This is a genomic window from Mycobacterium sp. MUNTM1 (genome assembly GCF_054660795.1).
The window spans coordinates 1-16183 of record NZ_BAAGDE010000087.1 but is presented as its reverse complement, the minus strand read 5'-3'; the positions used below and the strand labels follow the sequence as shown (position 1 = coordinate 16183).

The window sequence follows — 16183 nt, the reverse complement described above, 5'->3', positions numbered from 1 at the left end:
GGTGGAGGGGACGGGCGTCGTCGTGGTGGGGGCGGGCGCCGGCGAGCCGCTGGTGAGCTTGACCACCGCGTACACCACGGCGGCCAGCAGAATCACCCCGATGGCGCCGGCCGCGACCAGCGCCGCCGGACGGCGGTACCACGGCGTCGGGGGCTCCGGCGGCTGTGGCTCGGGTGCGTAATGCCCGCCGTAGCGCGCGGCCGCGGTGGGCTCGGAGTAGTAATCCGGTTCCTCGGGATAGGGCGGCACGAGAGGAGATGGTAGTAGGTCAGCCCTCGTCGGAGATGAGGCCCAGCGCCCGCTCGAACAGATGCACCGTGGCCGCGTGCAACTGGTCGCCGACCTCCTTCTCCGCCTTGCCGGCGCAGGCCCGGGCCAGCGTTCCCTCGATCACGATCCCGAGCTTGAAGCAGGCCAGCACGGTGTACCAGGTGATGTGGGACAGGTCGCGCACGGTGTTGGCGGCGTAGCGCTCGAAGAGCTCGTCGGTGCTCGCCAATCCGTCCTGTCCGCCCAGCGCGTGGCTGAAGACGCTGGAACCGTCGGACTGGCGCCAGGTGGCCAGCAGCCAGCCCAGATCCAGCAGTGGGTCGCCGATGGTGCACATCTCCCAGTCGACGATCGCGACCACGTCCGGTCCGGTGCGGGAGAACATCACGTTGGCGGCGTGGTAGTCACCGTGCATGATCCCCGGCGTCCAGCTTGCCGGCCGGTGCCGCTCCAGCCAGGTCGACACCTCCTCGATGCCGGGGATGTCGGGCCCGGGGTAGCCGTCGTATTCGTTGTAGGACTCCAGCTCCGAGAGCCACCGCGGCACCTGGCGTTCCAGGAAGCCCTCGGGCTTGCCGAAATCCGCGAGACCCACCGCGACGTGGTCGACCGCGCCCAGCTTGGCCAGCGCATCGGCCATCGACAGGCCCATGCCGTGGCGGATCTCGGCGTCGCCGGCGTGCAGCGGTGGCAGGCCCTCGCCCGCGTTGAAGCCGTCGACCGGGTCCATCAGGTAGAAGACCGCGTCGCCCAGCACACCCGGGTCCTCGCAGGCGGCGATCAGGTGCGGGTGGGGTACGTCGGAACCCGCCAGTGCGGCAAGGACTTTCGTCTCCCGCAAGATCACGTTGTTGCTGCGCGGGCGCAAGTGTCGTGGCCCGCGCCGCAGCACGTAGGGTCGGCCGGCCCGGGTGAAGCGCAGCATGATGTTCTGGGTGCCGCCGGTGACATTGGAAACGTCCTGCAGCGGCCCCTCGCCGAGCCCCTGGGAGGACATCCAGTCCGCCACGGCTTCCAGGTTTACGTAATCCACTTCTCAGCCCTTCGGGTGCGGCGTGTATCGGACGGTCTGCGCTCGGATCATGCCGTCGCGGAACACGAAGGTGTCAACACCGTCGTCAACCCGGTTGACGGCCGAATCGGCGGTCCACTCCAAAAACAGCACTTCCTCGTCGAACAGCTGAGTTCGCAAGTCCCACTGCGCATTCGGCAGGTCGGCGAGCAATGTCGCGAAGACGGAGCGGATGGCGTCCCTGCCGCGGGCGATGCCGGCGGGGCTGAGCACCACCGAATCCTCGGCGTAGTCGACGACGATCTCGTCGAGGTCGCCCGCGGCCAGTGCGGTGCCATGGTGGGCGAACACCTGCTGCGGCGTGCGCGGGGCAGACGTCATGGCACTCCCTTGCAACCTGTGGACCGTCTGGGAAAAAGACTAGGGCAGCGGCGAGGGGCGGCATCGGGCGGCGGCGGCTGGAAGAATAGTGTGCATAACTTACTTTCTGGGGAAGGGAACTGGCGATGCCGCGGACCGACAACGATTCCTGGGAGATCACTCAGAGCGTGGGTGCCACGGCGCTGGGTGTCGCCGCGGCTCGTGCGGCCGAAACCGAGAGTGACAACCCGCTGATCAACGATCCGTTCGCGCGTGTGTTCGTCGACGCCGCGGGCGAGGGCATGTGGAGCATCTACGCCGACCCGGCGCTGCTGGCCAAGGCGGGCGACATCGAACCGGATCTGCGCGATCGCCTTCAGCTGATGGTCGACTTCATGGCGACCCGCACTGCGTTCTTCGACGAGTTCTTTCTCGGCGCCGCGGACGCCGGCGTTCGGCAGGTGGTGATCCTGGCGGCCGGCCTGGACGCACGCAGCTGGCGACTCCCGTGGCCCGACGGCACCGTCGTCTACGAGCTGGACCAGCCCAAGGTGCTGGAGTTCAAATCCAAGACGCTGCGTGAGCACGGGGCGGAGCCCAAGGCCCAGCTGGTCAACGTTCCGATCGATCTGCGCCAGGATTGGCCGAAAGCGTTGCAGGAGGCGGGATTTGATGCATCCAAGCCGGCGGTCTGGTCGGCCGAGGGACTGGTCCGCTACCTGCCCGCTCAGGCCCAGGACCTGCTGTTCGAGCGGATCGACTCGCTGAGCGCTGCGGGCAGTTGGCTGGCGTCCAACGTGCCCGCCGCGGGCTTCACCGACCCCGGTCGGGTGCAGCGCCAGCGCGACGACATGCGGCGGATGCGGGCCGCGGCCGCCGAACTGGTCAACGCCGAGATCACCGACTTCGACGACCTCTGGTACGCCGAGGAGCGCACGCCCGTGGACGGCTGGCTGCGCGAGCGGGGCTGGGACGTCGCGACGGCGTCGTTCGCGGAGTTGATGGCGCGGTACGGCCGCAGCGTTCCGCAGGGCGCGGAGGACTCGATGCCGCCCACCCTCTACGTGTCCGCGCAGCGGACGGCCGGCTGATCAAAACCCGGTAGCCGCAACGCCTCTCGCCACCGTCACGGGGACTCGGTACCCTCGCCGCTATGCCTGTTCGACGCGCCCGGGTGAGCGACGTGCACGAGATCGCCGCCGCGATGCCGCACGTTCAGCGCCTGGCGGGTCCCAAGGGCAATGCCATCTACCAGGTCGGCGGCAAGTCGTTCGTCTTCTTCCGCACACCCCGGCCGGACGCCACCGATCCGGACACCGGCGAGCGCTATGCGGACGTCATCATGCTCTGGGTGGAATCGGAGAGCGACAAGTTGGCGTTGGTCTCCGACCCCACGTCGCCGTTCTTCACCACGGACCACTTCGACGGTCATCCCTCGGTCCTGGTGCGGGCCAGTCGGCTGGCGGAAATCAGCAGAACCGAATTAGCTGAGCTGATCCAGGACGCCTGGTTGTCCCGGGCGTCGAGGAAGCGGGCCGCCACCTGGCTCGCCGACCACCTCTGACACCGCGCGCTGCGCCGACAAGCACTGTTGCATAACCCTTTGCATGTTTAGACATAAGTCGAACGGGTAATTTCACGTCCACGAGAAAACTTCTTCTCGTCCACATTGGAGGTCACGATGCGTGGCAGCGGGATCATCGGAACGGTTGCGTTGGTGTGGTTGCTGATCGGGGTTTTCGCGGCGTGGCAGCGCGACTACTTCAAACAGGACAACTCATCATGCGCCTCGGCGGGCACGGTTGCGGTAACCGTGATCGCCGGACCCTTGAATTACTTCGGTGTCAATCCGAAAGTTACGGATTGCCATCTGCCGCAACCAAGTTCAATGCAATCGATCAACCTCTAACCGCTCACTCAAAGGAAGTCGACATGGTTATCTTAGGGATTATCCTGCTTATCCTGGGATTCTTTCTCCACGTACCCATCCTGACCACGCTGGGCATCATCCTGTTGGTCATCGGCGTGGTCCTCTGGATTCTCGGCTCGGTCGGCCGCCCGGTAGCCGGCCGCCGCTATTGGTATTAACACTTCGGCTGGAGAAACGATCGCGCGGCTGCTCAGCAGTCGCGCGATTCGTTTCACAGGACGCGCATAGGTTCGCCATAGCGTTGGCTCAGCCCGCGGCGGATACTGGAACTTGTGACGCAGCCCCGAGCCTCAGTAGAGCGGGTTGTTATGTGTCGTGCAGACGGCAACCCCATCAACGTTTTGGTCGTAGACGACGAATCCGTCCTGGCCGACATGGTCTCGATGGCCCTGCGGTACGAGGGTTGGAACATCTCCACCGCGGGTGACGGGGCATCGGCCATCGCGAACGCCCGCGCGCAGCGGCCCGATGTGGTTGTGCTGGACGTGATGCTGCCCGACATGAGCGGCCTCGACGTCCTGCACAAGCTGCGCGAAGAGAATCCGCAACTGCCCGTGCTGCTGCTGACGGCCAAAGACGCCGTCGAAGACCGGATCGCCGGCCTGACCGCGGGCGGCGACGACTATGTCACCAAACCGTTCAGCATCGAAGAGGTCGTGCTGCGCCTGCGCGCGCTGTTGCGCCGCACCGGCGTGACGACGGTGGACAGCGGCGCGCAACTGGTGGTCGGCGACCTGGTGCTTGACGAGGACAGCCATGAGGTCACCCGGGCGGGTGAGCCAATCTCGTTGACTTCCACCGAGTTTGAGCTGTTGCGATTCATGATGCGCAACGCCAAGCGGGTGCTGAGCAAGGCCCAAATCCTGGACCGGGTGTGGAGTTACGACTTCGGCGGCCGGTCCAACATCGTCGAGCTCTACATTTCATACCTGCGCAAGAAGATCGACAACGGCCGGGAACCGATGATCCACACGCTGCGCGGCGCGGGTTATGTCCTCAAGCCGGCCCGCTGAGACGCGAAGGGCCTGGTCCCTTCGGCTGCGGCTGCTGGTCGGTCAGATCGTCGTGTTGGCGATCGTCTGCGTGGGCATCACCGCGGCGACCGAATTGGCGCTGCTGCACCACCTGGTGGCCCAGCTCGACGGGCAACTCGCCGGCACCTCCTACCGTTCGGCGCTCATGTACCCCGAGCCGCCACACTCGGGCTGGCGGCATCAGCACGTCTATCCGAGGCCGGGCCCCGGCCCGCGGTTCCTGGACGCCCCGGGCCAGCCGGCGGGCATGGTGGCGGCGGTAGTCAGCCACGGGAACACGGTGGACGCCGGCTACACGACGAGCAGCGGCGACCGGGCCGAGCTGACGCCGACCGCCCAGCTGCAGCTGTCCGGGATCGCCGGCAGCCGCAAACCGGTGACCCTGAACCTCGACGGGCTGGGCCGCTATCGGGTGGTGGCGGCCCCGAGCCGCAGCGGCGGCGACGTCATTGTCACCGGCCTGTCCATGGCCAACATCGACGCCACCCTGATGCGGATGCTGGTCATCTTCGGGATCGTCACCGTCATCGCGCTCGTCGCCGCGACCACCGCCGGTGTGATCATCATCAGGCGGGCGCTGGCGCCGCTGCGCCGCGTCGCGCAAACGGCGAGCGAGGTTGCCGGCTTGCCGTTGGCCCGCGGCGAGGTCGAACTCCCGGTGCGGGTGCGCGAATCCGACGCCAACCCCTCCACCGAGGTGGGGCAGCTCGGCATGGCCCTCAACCAGATGCTGGACCACATCGCGGCGGCGCTGTCGGCGCGACAGGCCAGCGAGACGCGGGTTCGCCAATTCGTCGCCGACGCCAGCCACGAACTGCGCACGCCGCTCGCGGCGATCCGCGGCTACACCGAACTGACCCAACGGATGGGCGACGACCGCGAGGCGGTGGCGCAGGCGATGAGCCGGGTGGCCTCCGAGACCGAGCGGATGACGCGCCTCGTCGAGGACCTGCTGCTGCTGGCCCGGCTGGACTCCGGCCGGCCGCTGGAACGCGAACCGGTGGATCTGTCGCGGTTGGCGGTGGACGCGGTCAGCGACGCTCACGTCGCCGGGCCCGATCATCAATGGGAACTCGACCTGCCCGAGGAGCCGGTGGTCGTCACCGGCGATGCTGCCCGGCTACACCAGGTGCTGGCCAATCTGCTTGCCAACGCCCGGGTTCACACCGGTGCGGGCACGGTCGTGACGACGCGGTTGACCGCCGAGCCATCGCATACCGTGCTGCAGGTCATCGACAACGGGCCAGGCATCCCGGCGGCGCTGCAATCCGAGGTTTTCGAACGGTTCGCCCGCGGTGACTCGTCGCGTTCCCGCAAGGGCGGCAGCACCGGGCTGGGACTGGCGATCGTCTCCGCAGTTGTCAAGGCGCACAACGGAACCATCACGGTGGACAGCGCACCGGGTCGTACCGAGTTCACGGTGCGGTTGCCACCCAACGGATGTCAACCGCCCGCCGTCGATTAGGTCAGGAGCAGGTCGCGTCGATTTCGAATGGCTTGTTCACCTGCTGCATCGGGTTCGCCATGTCGACACCGGTGGCGGTGCCGGTGACCTTGTAGGTGTTGCCGTCCTTGGTCGCCGAGGCGTTGCCCTGGCTACCTTGCGCGTACTGAAGGGTTACGCCGTTGACGTTGCCGAGCTGGACCGCCTTCACCGCGAGCGGATTGGCGTCGGCGAGCACGACGCTGATCCCGGTCTGGTTGCCACCGACCGCGATGGAGATGTTGCCGCCGGCCTTGGTGCAAATAGTGGTGCCTTGGACGTTCTGGTCCTTGCCGTCGATGATGACCTTCGACGAGTTGTTGCCGCCGGCCGACACGGAGCCTCCCGGCACCGAGGTCGAAACGCCATTTGATTTGTTGCTTGAACAGCCCGATATCCCGGCGACCAGAATTGCGGCTCCGGCGACCGTCACCGTCAGTTGACGCTTCACCTGTTCTCCTTTACCCGATAGTTGCGGTCCTCGGCATTGAGGGCCGTCTGGGCAGTATGCGGGTTAACTGAACCACGATCCAGCGCCCGAAGAAATTGTTGCTGTGTTCATTAATTGGTGCGCGAAATGTCGGCCGGAGCGCCTTGAAGGATGGCGCATTAGTGACAAGGTGGGGAGGTGGACCATAAGCCGCCCAGCGCTCTCATCGAATCGGCCCATCGCGACCACCGGCTGCCGTTTCACGATGAAACGGATTTCGCCGACGCCGACCGCGGATTCATCGCCGCGGAGTCGCCGTGCGTGATCAAAGCGGCCGACGGGCGGGTGGTCTGGGACAACGACGCCTACTCGTTCCTGAGTGGCCCCGCCCCGGCGTCGGTTCACCCCAGTCTCTGGCGACAATCGACGCTGGCCGCCAAGCAAGGCCTCTACGAAGTGGTTCCCGGCATCTATCAGGTCCGCGGCTTCGACATCTCGAACGTCACCTTCGTGGAATCCGACAACGGCGTCATCGTCATCGACCCCCTGGTGTCCACGGAGGTGGCCGCGGCGGCGCTGGCCCTGTATCGCGCCCACCGAGGCGGCGAGCGCCCCGTCGTCGCGGTGATCTACACCCACAGCCACGTCGACCATTTCGGCGGAGTACTGGGCGTCACCTCGCAGGCCGACGTGGATGCCGGTGCGGTGGCCGTCATGGCGCCGGAGGGGTTCGTCGAGCATGCGGTGCAGGAGAACGTCTATGCCGGACCGGCGATGCTGCGCCGCGCAACCTACATGTACGGCGCCCAGCTGGCGCGCGGACCCCTGGATCATGTGGGCTGCGGGCTGGGACAGGCCACGTCCACCGGCGAGGTGGCCCTCATCGTGCCGACCGTCGACATCAGGGAAACCGGCGAAAAACACACGATCGACGGCGTGGAGATCGAGTTCCAGATGGCGCCCGGCACCGAGGCGCCCGCCGAAATGCATTTCTATTTCCCGCGTTTCCGCGCCCTGTGCATGGCCGAGAACGCCACCCACAACCTGCACAACCTGCTCACCCTGCGCGGCGCGCTGGTGCGCGACCCGCGCGCCTGGTCCGGTTACCTCACCGAGGCCATCGACACCTTTGCCGACCGCACCGACGTCGTGTTCGCCTCCCACCATTGGCCGACCTGGGGACGGGACAAGATCGTCGCGTTCCTGTCGCTGCAGCGTGACCTCTACGCGTACCTGCACGACCAGACGCTGCGATTGCTCAATCAGGGCTTCACCGGTGCCGAAATAGCCGAAATGTTCCAGCTGCCACCGGCTCTCGATCAGGCCTGGCACGCTCGCGGTTACTACGGGTCGGTCAGCCACAACGTCAAGGCGATCTATCAGCGATACATGGGCTGGTTCGACGGCAACCCGGCACGGCTGTGGCCGCATCCTCCCGAGGCCCTCGCGCCTCGCTATGTCGCGGCGATGGGCGGCATCGACCGGGTCGTCGAGCTCGCCAAGGAAGCGTTCGACTCCGGTGATTACCGTTGGGCCGCCACGCTTTTAGACCATGCGATGTTCACCGACAGCGATCATGCCGCTGCCCGTGCGCTCTACGCCGACACGTTCGAGCAGCTGGCCTACGGCGCCGAGAACGCGACCTGGCGGAACTTCTTCCTCAGCGGGGCGACCGAACTGCGCGACGGCAATTTCGGCACCGCCGGCCAGGTCACTTCCCCCACGATGCTGGCCCAACTGACGCCGGAGCAGATCTTCGACGGCCTGGCCATCCGGGTCAACGGGCCGCGCAACTGGGATCTTGACATCACCGTCGACGTCACCCTTGCCGACCCGCCGGTCAACTATCGACTCGCCTTGCGCAACGGCGTGCTGGTGCAGCGCAAGGCCCCGCCAGACCCCTCGACGGCAACGGTTACGGTCCGGCTGGACAACAAGATTCGGCTACTGGCCGTCGCGGCGGGTGATTTCGCCTCACCCGGCCTGGAGCTGACCGGCGATCAGGGGGCGCTGCAGGCGTTGGTGGGGGCGCTCGACGTGCCGGACACGAATTTCAACATCGTCACGCCGTGACGCCGCCTCAGGCGACGTCGATCACCACCTTGCCGAGCACCTTGCGATCGGCCACGTGCCGCAAGGCCGCGGGCGTCTCCGACAGCGGGAACCGCGCCCCGATGTAGGGCCGCACCTTGCCTGCGGCGAACATCTGCGCCAACTCCTTGAGGTCGCGCACCGCGTCGTGGGGCCGATCGGTCATGAACGTGCGGATCTCCATGCCGCGCACACAGATGTCTTTGAGCAGAATAAGATTCAGCGGAATCGCCGGGATGGTGCCGGCCGCGTAGCCCAGCGTGACGAAGGTGCCGCCACGCGCGAGCCCGCGCAGCGCCGGCTCGGAATACGACCCGCCCACCGGGTCCAGCACCACGCGGGCGTTGTCGCCGGTGAGCTCACGGATCCGCGTCTTCAGGTCCTCGCGGTCGTAGTCCACGGTCGCCTCGGCACCGCGCTGCCGGCACAGCTCGAGCTTCTGCGGGCTCGACGCCGCGGCCAGCACCCGGGCCCCCATCGCGACCGCCAGGTCGACCGCGGCCAGCCCCACACCGCCCGCGGCGCCGAGTACGACCACCCAATCTCCTTGTGTGACGGCGGCCGTCGAGCGCAGCGCGTGGTAGGCGGTGCGGTAGGTGACGCCGAAGGCCGCGGCGGAGGCGAAGTCGGCGTCGTCGGGTACGAGCTCGGCCTGACTCGCGTCGAGCAGCGCCTGTTCGGCGAACGCCCCGAAGGTGGTTCCGGAAACCCGCTGTCCGGGACGGAACGGCGCACCGTCGCCGGCGGCGATGACCTCCCCGGCGATCTCATTGCCCGGGATAAACGGCGGCGGGATCTTGACCTGGTACTTGCCGGCGATGAACAGCACGTCGGGGAAGTTGACCGCGGCCGCGCGGACCCGCACCAGCAACTGGCCCGGGGCCGCTACGGGATCGGGCACGTCTTCGATCACCAGATCCTCGGGAGCGCCGTAGGAACGACAGATCACCGCGCGCATCAATGGGCCTCCAGACCACGTAAACAGAACCGCACCACGTGTGCGATGTCGTCGGGGCCGGGCCGGTCGGCCGAGCCCACATAGCGTCGCATGGTCGCGGCGGTGCAGCTGAACACCGCCTGGACATCGCGGTCGACGTCGGTACTGCCCAGCGCCGCAACGGGTTCGACGAGCAGCTCGCGGAGCGGCCCCATCATCTCCTGGTCGGCCGCGCGCCAGCTGGTACCGGTCGACATCTGGCCGGCCGCCGCGCGGGTCATGCTGATCAGGTGCGGGTCGGCCACCTGGGCCAGCGTGCCCTCGATCCACCGTGCGATCTTGTCGCGCGGCTCGGATTCCTTGGCCATCTGATGCTCGAGGTAGGACACCACGATGCCCACCCCGCGCTCCATGACGGCCAGGATCAGATCGTCCTTGCCGGCGAAATAGCGGTAGAACGCCTTGTTCGACGACCCCGCCTCGGCGACGATGTCGCTGACCCGCGGCGGTTCGGGGGCGACGCGTTCCATGACGCGCACCGCGGCGGCCAGGATGCGTTCCACCTCCTCGGTGGCTTCCCGCTGCCGGTCATCCAGTGCCCGCTCGACCGCGGCGGCCACCCGGTCAGAGGTCAACGAGCTCACCGTATTTGGCGCGCGCGGCCGCGCGCCGCACGTCGAGCATCTCGCTGGGCCAGTCGCCCTCCTCGGCCTGGTAACCCTTCAGCAGCATCCGGGCCAGGTTGACCTTGTGCGCCTCGGTCGGCCCGTCGGCCAGCCCCAGCGCGATGCCGCCCAGCAGGACGTTGACCAGGGGCAGCTGGTCGGTGAGCCCCAGCGCCCCGTGCACCTGAATGGCCCGCAGGGCAATCGATTTGAGCACCTGCGATGCCAGGATCTTGCAGGCGGCGATCTCGGCGCGTGCGGCGCGCTCGTCACCGTTGTCGATCAGCCACGCGGCGTGCAGCACGGTCAGCCGGAACGGGATCAGCTCGGTGTACGAGTCGGCGACGAACTCCTGGACCAGTTGCTTGTCGGCCAGCAGACTGCCCTGGGTGAAGCGACTTTTCGCCCGGCGGGACATGATCTCGACGGCGCGTTGCGCCATCCCGATGGAGCGCATCGCGTGATGCAGGCGCCCGCCGGCCAGCCGGGTCTGCAATATCACAAAGCCCTGCCCGGGTTCGCCGAGCAGCGCGTCGGCGGGCACCCGCACGTCGTTGTAATGCACCAGCGAATGGCCCGGCTCGTGCGGGTCGGCCCCGACCAGGTGGTGATTGGCTTCCAGGATCAGCCCCTCGGTGCCGGCGGGGATCAGGAACGTCGACGCACCGGTGTGGACCGGCACGTCGGGATCGGTGATCGCGACGACGATGAAGAACGAGGCGACGGAGGCGTTGGAGGAGAAGTACTTTCGCCCGGTGATCACCCAGTCGTCACCGTCGCGGACCGCGCGGGTGGTGAACACTCGCGGGTCCGCGCCGCCCTGCGGCTCGGTCATCGAGAAGCACGAGAAGATCTCCCCGGACAGCAGGCCCGCCAGGTAGCGGTCCTTCTGTTCCTGGGTTCCGAAGCGGGCGATGATCTCGGCGTTGCCGGTGTCGGGCGCTTGCGTTCCGAACACGATCGGCGCCCACGGGCTGCGGCCCAGGATCTCGTTGATCAGCGTCAGCTTGACCGCACCGAAACCCTGCCCGCCCAATTCGGGCCCCAGATGCGGTGCCCACAAACCCTTGTCGCGCACCTGCTGCTTGAGCGGGTCGACGATGCGGCGCCGTTCGTCGTTCAGCGGCAAGAACTCGCAGCCGGGGAACAGCACCTCGAGCGGTTCCACCTCGTCGCGAACGAAGCCGCGGATCCACTCGAGCCTCTCCTCGAATTCCGGCTCGGTAGAAAAGTCCCAGGACATTCGAACACTCCTTTCTTTGCGGGCCCACTGCGCCCGGATTGCGTCAGGGGATCCCGCCGTCGGCCCGCAGGATCGAGCCGGTGGTGAAGCTGGACGCGTCGGACGCCAGGAACAGTGCCGCGCCGACGATTTCGTGGGGGTCGCCCGCGCGCTGCAACGAAAGATGCTTGAACGGATTCTGTTCGGCCGCTTCGAGATTCCAGGCCTTGCTCACATCGGTGAGAAACGGCCCGGCCATCAAGGTGTTGACCCGCACCGCCGGGCCGAACGCCTTCGCCAGCGCCTCGGTCATGGCATTGAGCCCGGCCTTGGACGCGGCGTAGGGGATGATGTCGGGCGTCGGCCGCAGCGAGCCGGCCGTACTCACGTTGATGATCGAGCCGCGTCCGGCCGCCACCATGCGCTCACCCACCAGCGCCGACAAGCGGAATGGGCCCTTGAGGTTGAGGTTGACCACGGCGTCGAAGAGCTTCTCGGTCACGTCGGTCAGCTTGTCGTACAGCGGGGACATACCCGCGTTGTTGATCAGCGTGTCGACCTTGCCGAACCGTTCGTAGCTGGCCTCGACCAGGCCGTCGAGCTGATCCCAGCGCCCCACGTGCACCTGATACGGCAGGGCCGACCGGCCGGTCTCGGCCTCGATCTCTTCGGCGGTGGACACGCAGTTGTCCATGTTGCGGCTCGCGATCACCACGTCGGCACCGCAGCGGGCCGCGCCGAACGCAATCTCGCGGCCCAGGCCGCGGCTGCCCCCAGTGATCAGCATGACCCGATCGGTGAGATCGAAAAGCTGTTCGGCATAACCCATTTCAGGATCCTTTGGTAGATCGGGCGAGTTCGGCGGCAGTGGCGATGAGCTGGAGAATCATCGGACCGAACGCGTCGGTGATCTTGGGGTCCACCTTGCCGGTCCGCATCCCGGCCGCGTACGTCTTCTCCAGCACGATGCCCAGCTTCCAATTGGCCAGCACCAGGTAGTAGTCGATGTTCTCGGTCGACACTCCGCTGACGGATTCGTAATGCTCCAACAGCTCGCTGCGCGTGGGCATGCCGCGCATGTCGAGATAAAACCCGTCCTCGCGCGGCTTTTCGCCGTCGTAGCCCAGCAAACACCACGCCAGGTCGAGGAGCGGATCGCCGACCGTGGTCATCTCCCAGTCCACGATCGCGGCCAGGCGCGCGGGGGCGTCGTGCGCGAACATCACGTTGGCGAACTGATAGTCGCCGTGCATGATGCCCGGCCGGTAATGCGCGGGACGGTTGCGGCGCAGCCAGTCGGAGGCCACGTCCAGACCCGGCAGCTCGCGGACCTGGTAGGCGTCGAGAAACGCCAGCCAGCGGTCGACCTGCCGCTCGTGGAATCCGTCCGGGCGGCCGAAACCTTCGAGTCCTTGCTTGCGCCAGTCCACCCGGCCCAGCTTGGCCGCGCCGTCGACCAATTGGAAGGCCAGGCCGCGCCGGGCCTCGAGGTCGGTGTCGAACGGCGATGGCCACCCGCCGTCCATCGGGCTCCAGCCGTCGATCGCCTGCATCACGTAGAACGGCATCCCCAGCACGGCGCCGGTGTCGTCGGCGGCGATCAGCGCCGCGTGCGGGACATCGGTGCCGGACAGCGCCCGCACCAGGCGGATCTCCCGCAGCAGCCCGTCGATGCGGGCGGCGTCGGCCCGGGCGCCGGGCATCCGCAACACCATCCGCTGGCCACCGCGCTCGATCAGATAGAGGGTGTTCTGCGAACCGCCCTTCAGCTGGGTCAGTCGCGCCTCTTCGCCGCCGCCCGGCGCGTCGTTCGCATCCAGCCAGCGCGCGAGGACGGCCGCGTCGAGTCCCGATTCACCAGTCACCGGCCAACCCCTCTCTGCACACCCCGATCTCTGTCCGGAGAATAGCATTCTCCGTGCTAGGGGCAAGTGAGGCCGTCAGCCCGGCTTGTGCGCGCTCAGCAGGAAACCGGGAGCCATGAAGTGGCCCTCGTCGTCGTGGTCCAGGTGCGCCAGCGGACCGTCGGGGGACCCGGCGGCGTCGGTGCCGTACACCTTGGCCGGGCGCACGTCATCGACCCGCCACAGCGTCGCGACGGCGTCGCGCAATTCGGCTTCGGCGAAGCCGGGTGGGCCCGGCCGGCCCGAATGGGCGTCGTCCAATGCGCCGGCGGCGAAGGCCAGGATGTACAGCGCGGCGCCCGGCGCGGCGGCCCGGAAGATCGACTGCACATAGTCCTGGCGGCGCTCGGGCGGCAGCGCGTGAAACAGCCCGCTGTCCAGAATCGTGGAGAAGCGACCGTCATAGCCGCCGAAGTCGGTGACGTCGGCCTGCGCGAAAGTCGCCGTCGTCAGCCCTCGCTCGGCGGCAGCGGCGGTGGCCGCGGCGATCGCGGTCGCGCTGGCGTCCAGGCCGACCACGGTGTAGCCGAGCGCGGCGAGGGTCAACGACAAAGCGGCGTGGCCGCAACCGGAGTCCAGCACCTCGCCGCGGATCTTGCCCTGATCGATGAGCAGCGCCAGCTCCGGTTGGGGGCGCCCGATGCTCCAGGGAGGCGGGGCGGCTTGTCGGTAGGCGGCGTCCCAATCCCTGTCCGGTTCAGTCACGGAGCCTCCTCGAGATCGGCGTCACCCCACGCGATGAGAAACTGGCGCTGCCAACCATCGAACGACAGGAAGAAATATGCAAGTGCTTCTGGTCCGGCACGCGCTGCCGCTGCGCAGCGAACACGGACAAGGTTCCGATCCGGACCTGTCGCAGGAAGGGTTGGCCCAGATCGAGCGACTCCCCAAGGCGCTCGCCAGGTTTCCGATCGCGCGGGTAGTGAGCAGCCCGCAGCGCCGGGCCATCCAGACCGCCGAACCGGTCGCGGCGGATCGCGGCCTGACCGTCGAGATCGACGATCGCTTCGCCGAGTACGACCGCGATCTTCCCGTCTACATCCCCGTCGAGCAGATCCGCGCGGAGATGCCCGAAGAATGGGCGCGCCTGGCTCAGGGGCATCTGCCCAGCGCGGTCGACGAGGACGTTTTCCGTGCCCGGGTGCGTGCCGCGGTCGACGACCTGGTCGCCACCGGCGACCCCGACGACACGGTCGCGGTGTTCAGCCACGGCGGCGTCATCAACGTCCTCCTGCACGAAATCCTCGGAACCGCCCGGCTGCTGTCCTTTCCGGTCGACTACGCGTCGGTCACTCGGCTGCTGTTCTCCCGGTCCGGGCAGGCGACGGTGGCGGCGGTCAACACCACCGAACACGTCTGGGACCTGTTGCCGCGGAACCAGAGGCTGCTCGACGACGACGCGAGCCGTGGCAAGGCCTGAGCGGGCGACCGGCAAATCGCAGGTAGTGCGCCGCGTCGGGCCCGGCGATGGTAGACAAGTTCGGTGACTTCAGCTGACCAACTCGAGGGCCTCGACCTGGCCTCGCTGGACTCCTACCTGCGTTCGCTCGGGATCGGGCGCGAGGGTGAGTTGCGCGCGGACTTCATATCCGGTGGTCGCTCCAATCTGACCTTCCGGGTCTACGACGACAGCAACAGTTGGTTGGTGCGGCGCCCGCCGCTGCACGGGCTGACGCCGTCGGCGCACGACATGGCCCGCGAGTACCGGGTCGTCGCGGCGCTGCAGGACACGCCCGTTCCGGTCGCGCGCACGATCGGCCTCTGCGAGGACGATTCGGTGCTGGGCGCCCCCTTCCAGATCGTCGAATTCGTCGCCGGACAGGTGGTGCGCCGACGCGCTCAGCTCGAATCGTTCAGCCACACGGTCATCGGCGGCTGCGTCGACTCGTTGATCCGGGTGCTCGTCGACCTGCACACCGTCGACCCCAACGCCGTCGGCCTGGCCGACTTCGGCAAGCCCAGCGGCTATCTGGAGCGTCAGGTGCGGCGCTGGGGCTCGCAATGGTCGCTGGTGCGGTTGCCCGAGGATCGCCGCGATGCCGATGTGGAACGGCTGCATTCCGGTCTGGGCGAAGCGATTCCGCAGCAGAGCCGCACGTCGATCGTGCACGGCGACTACCGGATCGACAACACGATCCTGGACGCCGACGACCCGACCAAGGTTCGTGCGGTCGTCGACTGGGAGCTCTCCACGCTGGGGGATCCGCTGTCCGACGCGGCCCTGATGTGCGTGTACCGCGACCCCGCCCTGGACCTGATCGTCAACGCGCAGGCCGCGTGGACGTCGCCGTTGTTGCCGACGGCCGACGAACTGGCGGACCGTTATTCGCTGGTGGCCGGCACACCGCTGGCGCATTGGGAGTTCTACATGGCGCTGGCCTACTTCAAGCTCGCCATCATCGCCGCGGGCATCGACTTCCGCAGGCGGATGTCGGATCAGGCCCGCGGCACGGGCGACGCGTCCGAGCACACTCCCGAGGTGGTGGCGCCGCTGATCTCCCGGGGTCTTGCCGAATTGGCCAAGCTGCCCGGTTAGCGCGAGGCAGCCGCGTGCTGACGTTTGGCCGCGCGGCGCAGCTGCAAGATCCGTGCGGTGCCGACCGCAACCGTGATCAGCCCACCGACCACGGCCGCCAGCAGGATCGCCACTCCCTTGGGTTGGCTCCAGCGCCAGCCCAAGAACTGAAACTCTGCGGGTGCCGTGTTCTGGGTGATGAAAATCAGCAACAGGATCAGGATCACGAAGCCGGCGATCAGCGACGACCACAAGGCGCCGGCGCGGGTGAAGCCGATGGCCGGTTCCTTGGCGGGCTTGCCGGTCTTGGCGGCGGGGTCGGGCTTGGGG

19 protein-coding genes and 1 pseudogene are annotated in these 16183 nt (G+C 67.5%); 9 read left to right on the top strand and 11 right to left on the bottom strand.

Going from position 1 to position 16183, the window contains the following annotated elements; all coding sequences use genetic code 11:
- From ACYQ8K_RS28510 to ACYQ8K_RS28500, 3 genes and pseudogenes are all read right to left on the bottom strand, one after another.
- Nucleotides 1–249: pseudogene (locus tag ACYQ8K_RS28510) on the bottom strand (hypothetical protein); the annotation flags it as partial.
- A gap of 19 nt (nucleotides 250–268) precedes the next feature.
- Nucleotides 269–1267, bottom strand: coding sequence for a phosphotransferase family protein (locus tag ACYQ8K_RS28505; RefSeq protein ID WP_459974498.1), 999 nt, complete (start codon nucleotides 1265–1267; stop codon nucleotides 269–271).
- A gap of 39 nt (nucleotides 1268–1306) precedes the next feature.
- Entirely contained in the window at nucleotides 1307–1663 is a 357-nt protein-coding gene (locus ACYQ8K_RS28500) for a nuclear transport factor 2 family protein (RefSeq protein WP_459974496.1), read from the bottom strand.
- Between the two features lie 125 nt (nucleotides 1664–1788).
- On the opposite strand from ACYQ8K_RS28500, the gene ACYQ8K_RS28495 reads away from it, so the two are divergent.
- The 6 genes from ACYQ8K_RS28495 (at nucleotide 1789) to ACYQ8K_RS28470 (ending at nucleotide 6071) form a co-directional block, all read left to right on the top strand.
- Complete coding sequence (locus ACYQ8K_RS28495) at nucleotides 1789–2733, top strand: class I SAM-dependent methyltransferase (protein ID WP_459974494.1); 945 nt, start codon at nucleotides 1789–1791, stop codon at nucleotides 2731–2733.
- Between the two features lie 62 nt (nucleotides 2734–2795).
- Nucleotides 2796–3206: an MmcQ/YjbR family DNA-binding protein gene (locus tag ACYQ8K_RS28490; protein ID WP_459974492.1), complete on the top strand. Its 411-nt coding sequence runs from the start codon at nucleotides 2796–2798 to the stop codon at nucleotides 3204–3206.
- Nucleotides 3207–3311: 105 nt separating this feature from the next.
- Complete coding sequence (locus ACYQ8K_RS28485; protein WP_459974490.1) at nucleotides 3312–3551, top strand: hypothetical protein; 240 nt, start codon at nucleotides 3312–3314, stop codon at nucleotides 3549–3551.
- 23 nt (nucleotides 3552–3574) lie between these two features.
- Nucleotides 3575–3730 carry a hypothetical protein gene (locus ACYQ8K_RS28480; RefSeq protein WP_459974488.1) on the top strand — a complete coding sequence of 52 codons (156 nt, stop codon included), beginning with the start codon at nucleotides 3575–3577 and terminating at the stop codon, nucleotides 3728–3730.
- A 150-nt stretch (nucleotides 3731–3880) separates the two neighbouring features.
- Nucleotides 3881–4585, top strand: coding sequence for a response regulator transcription factor (locus ACYQ8K_RS28475; RefSeq protein ID WP_459974486.1), 705 nt, complete (start codon nucleotides 3881–3883; stop codon nucleotides 4583–4585).
- On the top strand, nucleotides 4563–6071 hold the full coding sequence (locus ACYQ8K_RS28470; protein ID WP_459974484.1) for a sensor histidine kinase: 1509 nt from the start codon (nucleotides 4563–4565) through the stop codon (nucleotides 6069–6071). Before ACYQ8K_RS28475 ends, ACYQ8K_RS28470 begins: the two co-directional genes overlap by 23 nt.
- A 1-nt stretch (nucleotide 6072) precedes the next feature.
- Here ACYQ8K_RS28470 and ACYQ8K_RS28465 read toward each other — a convergent pair whose 3' ends face one another.
- Complete coding sequence (locus tag ACYQ8K_RS28465; RefSeq protein WP_459974482.1) at nucleotides 6073–6540, bottom strand: lipoprotein LpqH; 468 nt, start codon at nucleotides 6538–6540, stop codon at nucleotides 6073–6075.
- Between the two features lie 177 nt (nucleotides 6541–6717).
- Here ACYQ8K_RS28465 and ACYQ8K_RS28460 point away from each other — a divergent pair, with 177 nt between their 5' ends.
- A complete protein-coding gene (locus ACYQ8K_RS28460) occupies nucleotides 6718–8592 on the top strand; it encodes an alkyl/aryl-sulfatase (protein WP_459974480.1) in 1875 nt (624 codons plus the stop codon).
- A 7-nt stretch (nucleotides 8593–8599) separates the two neighbouring features.
- On the opposite strand, the gene ACYQ8K_RS28455 is transcribed toward ACYQ8K_RS28460, so the two are convergent.
- The 6 genes from ACYQ8K_RS28455 to ACYQ8K_RS28430 are packed head-to-tail and all read right to left on the bottom strand — an operon-like array spanning nucleotide 8600 to nucleotide 14043.
- Complete coding sequence (locus tag ACYQ8K_RS28455) at nucleotides 8600–9568, bottom strand: NADPH:quinone oxidoreductase family protein (RefSeq protein WP_459974478.1); 969 nt, start codon at nucleotides 9566–9568, stop codon at nucleotides 8600–8602.
- A complete protein-coding gene (locus ACYQ8K_RS28450) occupies nucleotides 9568–10191 on the bottom strand; it encodes a TetR/AcrR family transcriptional regulator (protein WP_459974476.1) in 624 nt (207 codons plus the stop codon). Before ACYQ8K_RS28450 ends, ACYQ8K_RS28455 begins: the two co-directional genes overlap by 1 nt.
- Nucleotides 10172–11455 (bottom strand): acyl-CoA dehydrogenase family protein, encoded by a 1284-nt coding sequence (locus ACYQ8K_RS28445; RefSeq protein WP_459974474.1) that lies wholly within the window; start codon nucleotides 11453–11455, stop codon nucleotides 10172–10174. The genes ACYQ8K_RS28450 and ACYQ8K_RS28445 overlap by 20 nt, the downstream gene beginning before the upstream one ends.
- A 43-nt stretch (nucleotides 11456–11498) precedes the next feature.
- Nucleotides 11499–12263 carry an SDR family NAD(P)-dependent oxidoreductase gene (locus ACYQ8K_RS28440; protein ID WP_459974472.1) on the bottom strand — a complete coding sequence of 255 codons (765 nt, stop codon included), beginning with the start codon at nucleotides 12261–12263 and terminating at the stop codon, nucleotides 11499–11501.
- 1 nt (nucleotide 12264) lies between these two features.
- The gene (locus tag ACYQ8K_RS28435) at nucleotides 12265–13347 is read right to left on the bottom strand and encodes a phosphotransferase family protein (RefSeq protein WP_459974470.1); all 1083 of its coding nucleotides are present in this window, start codon (nucleotides 13345–13347) and stop codon (nucleotides 12265–12267) included.
- A gap of 27 nt (nucleotides 13348–13374) precedes the next feature.
- Nucleotides 13375–14043 carry a class I SAM-dependent methyltransferase gene (locus ACYQ8K_RS28430; RefSeq protein ID WP_459974468.1) on the bottom strand — a complete coding sequence of 223 codons (669 nt, stop codon included), beginning with the start codon at nucleotides 14041–14043 and terminating at the stop codon, nucleotides 13375–13377.
- A gap of 76 nt (nucleotides 14044–14119) precedes the next feature.
- Here ACYQ8K_RS28430 and ACYQ8K_RS28425 point away from each other — a divergent pair, with 76 nt between their 5' ends.
- Nucleotides 14120–14758 carry a histidine phosphatase family protein gene (locus tag ACYQ8K_RS28425; RefSeq protein ID WP_459974466.1) on the top strand — a complete coding sequence of 213 codons (639 nt, stop codon included), beginning with the start codon at nucleotides 14120–14122 and terminating at the stop codon, nucleotides 14756–14758.
- Between the two features lie 63 nt (nucleotides 14759–14821).
- Nucleotides 14822–15874, top strand: coding sequence for a phosphotransferase family protein (locus tag ACYQ8K_RS28420; RefSeq protein WP_459974464.1), 1053 nt, complete (start codon nucleotides 14822–14824; stop codon nucleotides 15872–15874).
- Here ACYQ8K_RS28420 and ACYQ8K_RS28415 read toward each other — a convergent pair.
- Nucleotides 15871–16183, bottom strand: a 313-nt coding sequence (locus tag ACYQ8K_RS28415; protein ID WP_459974462.1) for a LapA family protein, incomplete at its 5' end; no start/stop codon positions are given. The genes ACYQ8K_RS28420 and ACYQ8K_RS28415 overlap by 4 nt on opposite strands.

Bases quoted from the DNA above. Each gene is read 5' to 3' on its own strand.
- ACYQ8K_RS28480 (WP_459974488.1), top strand. From the start codon at position 3,575: ATGGTTATCTTAGGGATTATCCTGCTTATCCTGGGATTCTTTCTCCAC.
- ACYQ8K_RS28475 (WP_459974486.1), top strand. From the start codon at position 3,881: ATGTGTCGTGCAGACGGCAACCCCATCAACGTTTTGGTCGTAGACGAC.
- ACYQ8K_RS28445 (WP_459974474.1), bottom strand. From the start codon at position 11,455: ATGTCCTGGGACTTTTCTACCGAGCCGGAATTCGAGGAGAGGCTCGAG.
- ACYQ8K_RS28470 (WP_459974484.1), top strand. From the start codon at position 4,563: ATGTCCTCAAGCCGGCCCGCTGAGACGCGAAGGGCCTGGTCCCTTCGG.
- ACYQ8K_RS28500 (WP_459974496.1), bottom strand. From the start codon at position 1,663: ATGACGTCTGCCCCGCGCACGCCGCAGCAGGTGTTCGCCCACCATGGC.
- ACYQ8K_RS28425 (WP_459974466.1), top strand. From the start codon at position 14,120: ATGCAAGTGCTTCTGGTCCGGCACGCGCTGCCGCTGCGCAGCGAACAC.
- ACYQ8K_RS28505 (WP_459974498.1), bottom strand. From the start codon at position 1,267: ATGTCCTCCCAGGGGCTCGGCGAGGGGCCGCTGCAGGACGTTTCCAAT.
- ACYQ8K_RS28440 (WP_459974472.1), bottom strand. From the start codon at position 12,263: ATGGGTTATGCCGAACAGCTTTTCGATCTCACCGATCGGGTCATGCTG.
- ACYQ8K_RS28455 (WP_459974478.1), bottom strand. From the start codon at position 9,568: ATGCGCGCGGTGATCTGTCGTTCCTACGGCGCTCCCGAGGATCTGGTG.
- ACYQ8K_RS28495 (WP_459974494.1), top strand. From the start codon at position 1,789: ATGCCGCGGACCGACAACGATTCCTGGGAGATCACTCAGAGCGTGGGT.
- ACYQ8K_RS28435 (WP_459974470.1), bottom strand. From the start codon at position 13,347: ATGCTATTCTCCGGACAGAGATCGGGGTGTGCAGAGAGGGGTTGGCCG.
- ACYQ8K_RS28490 (WP_459974492.1), top strand. From the start codon at position 2,796: ATGCCTGTTCGACGCGCCCGGGTGAGCGACGTGCACGAGATCGCCGCC.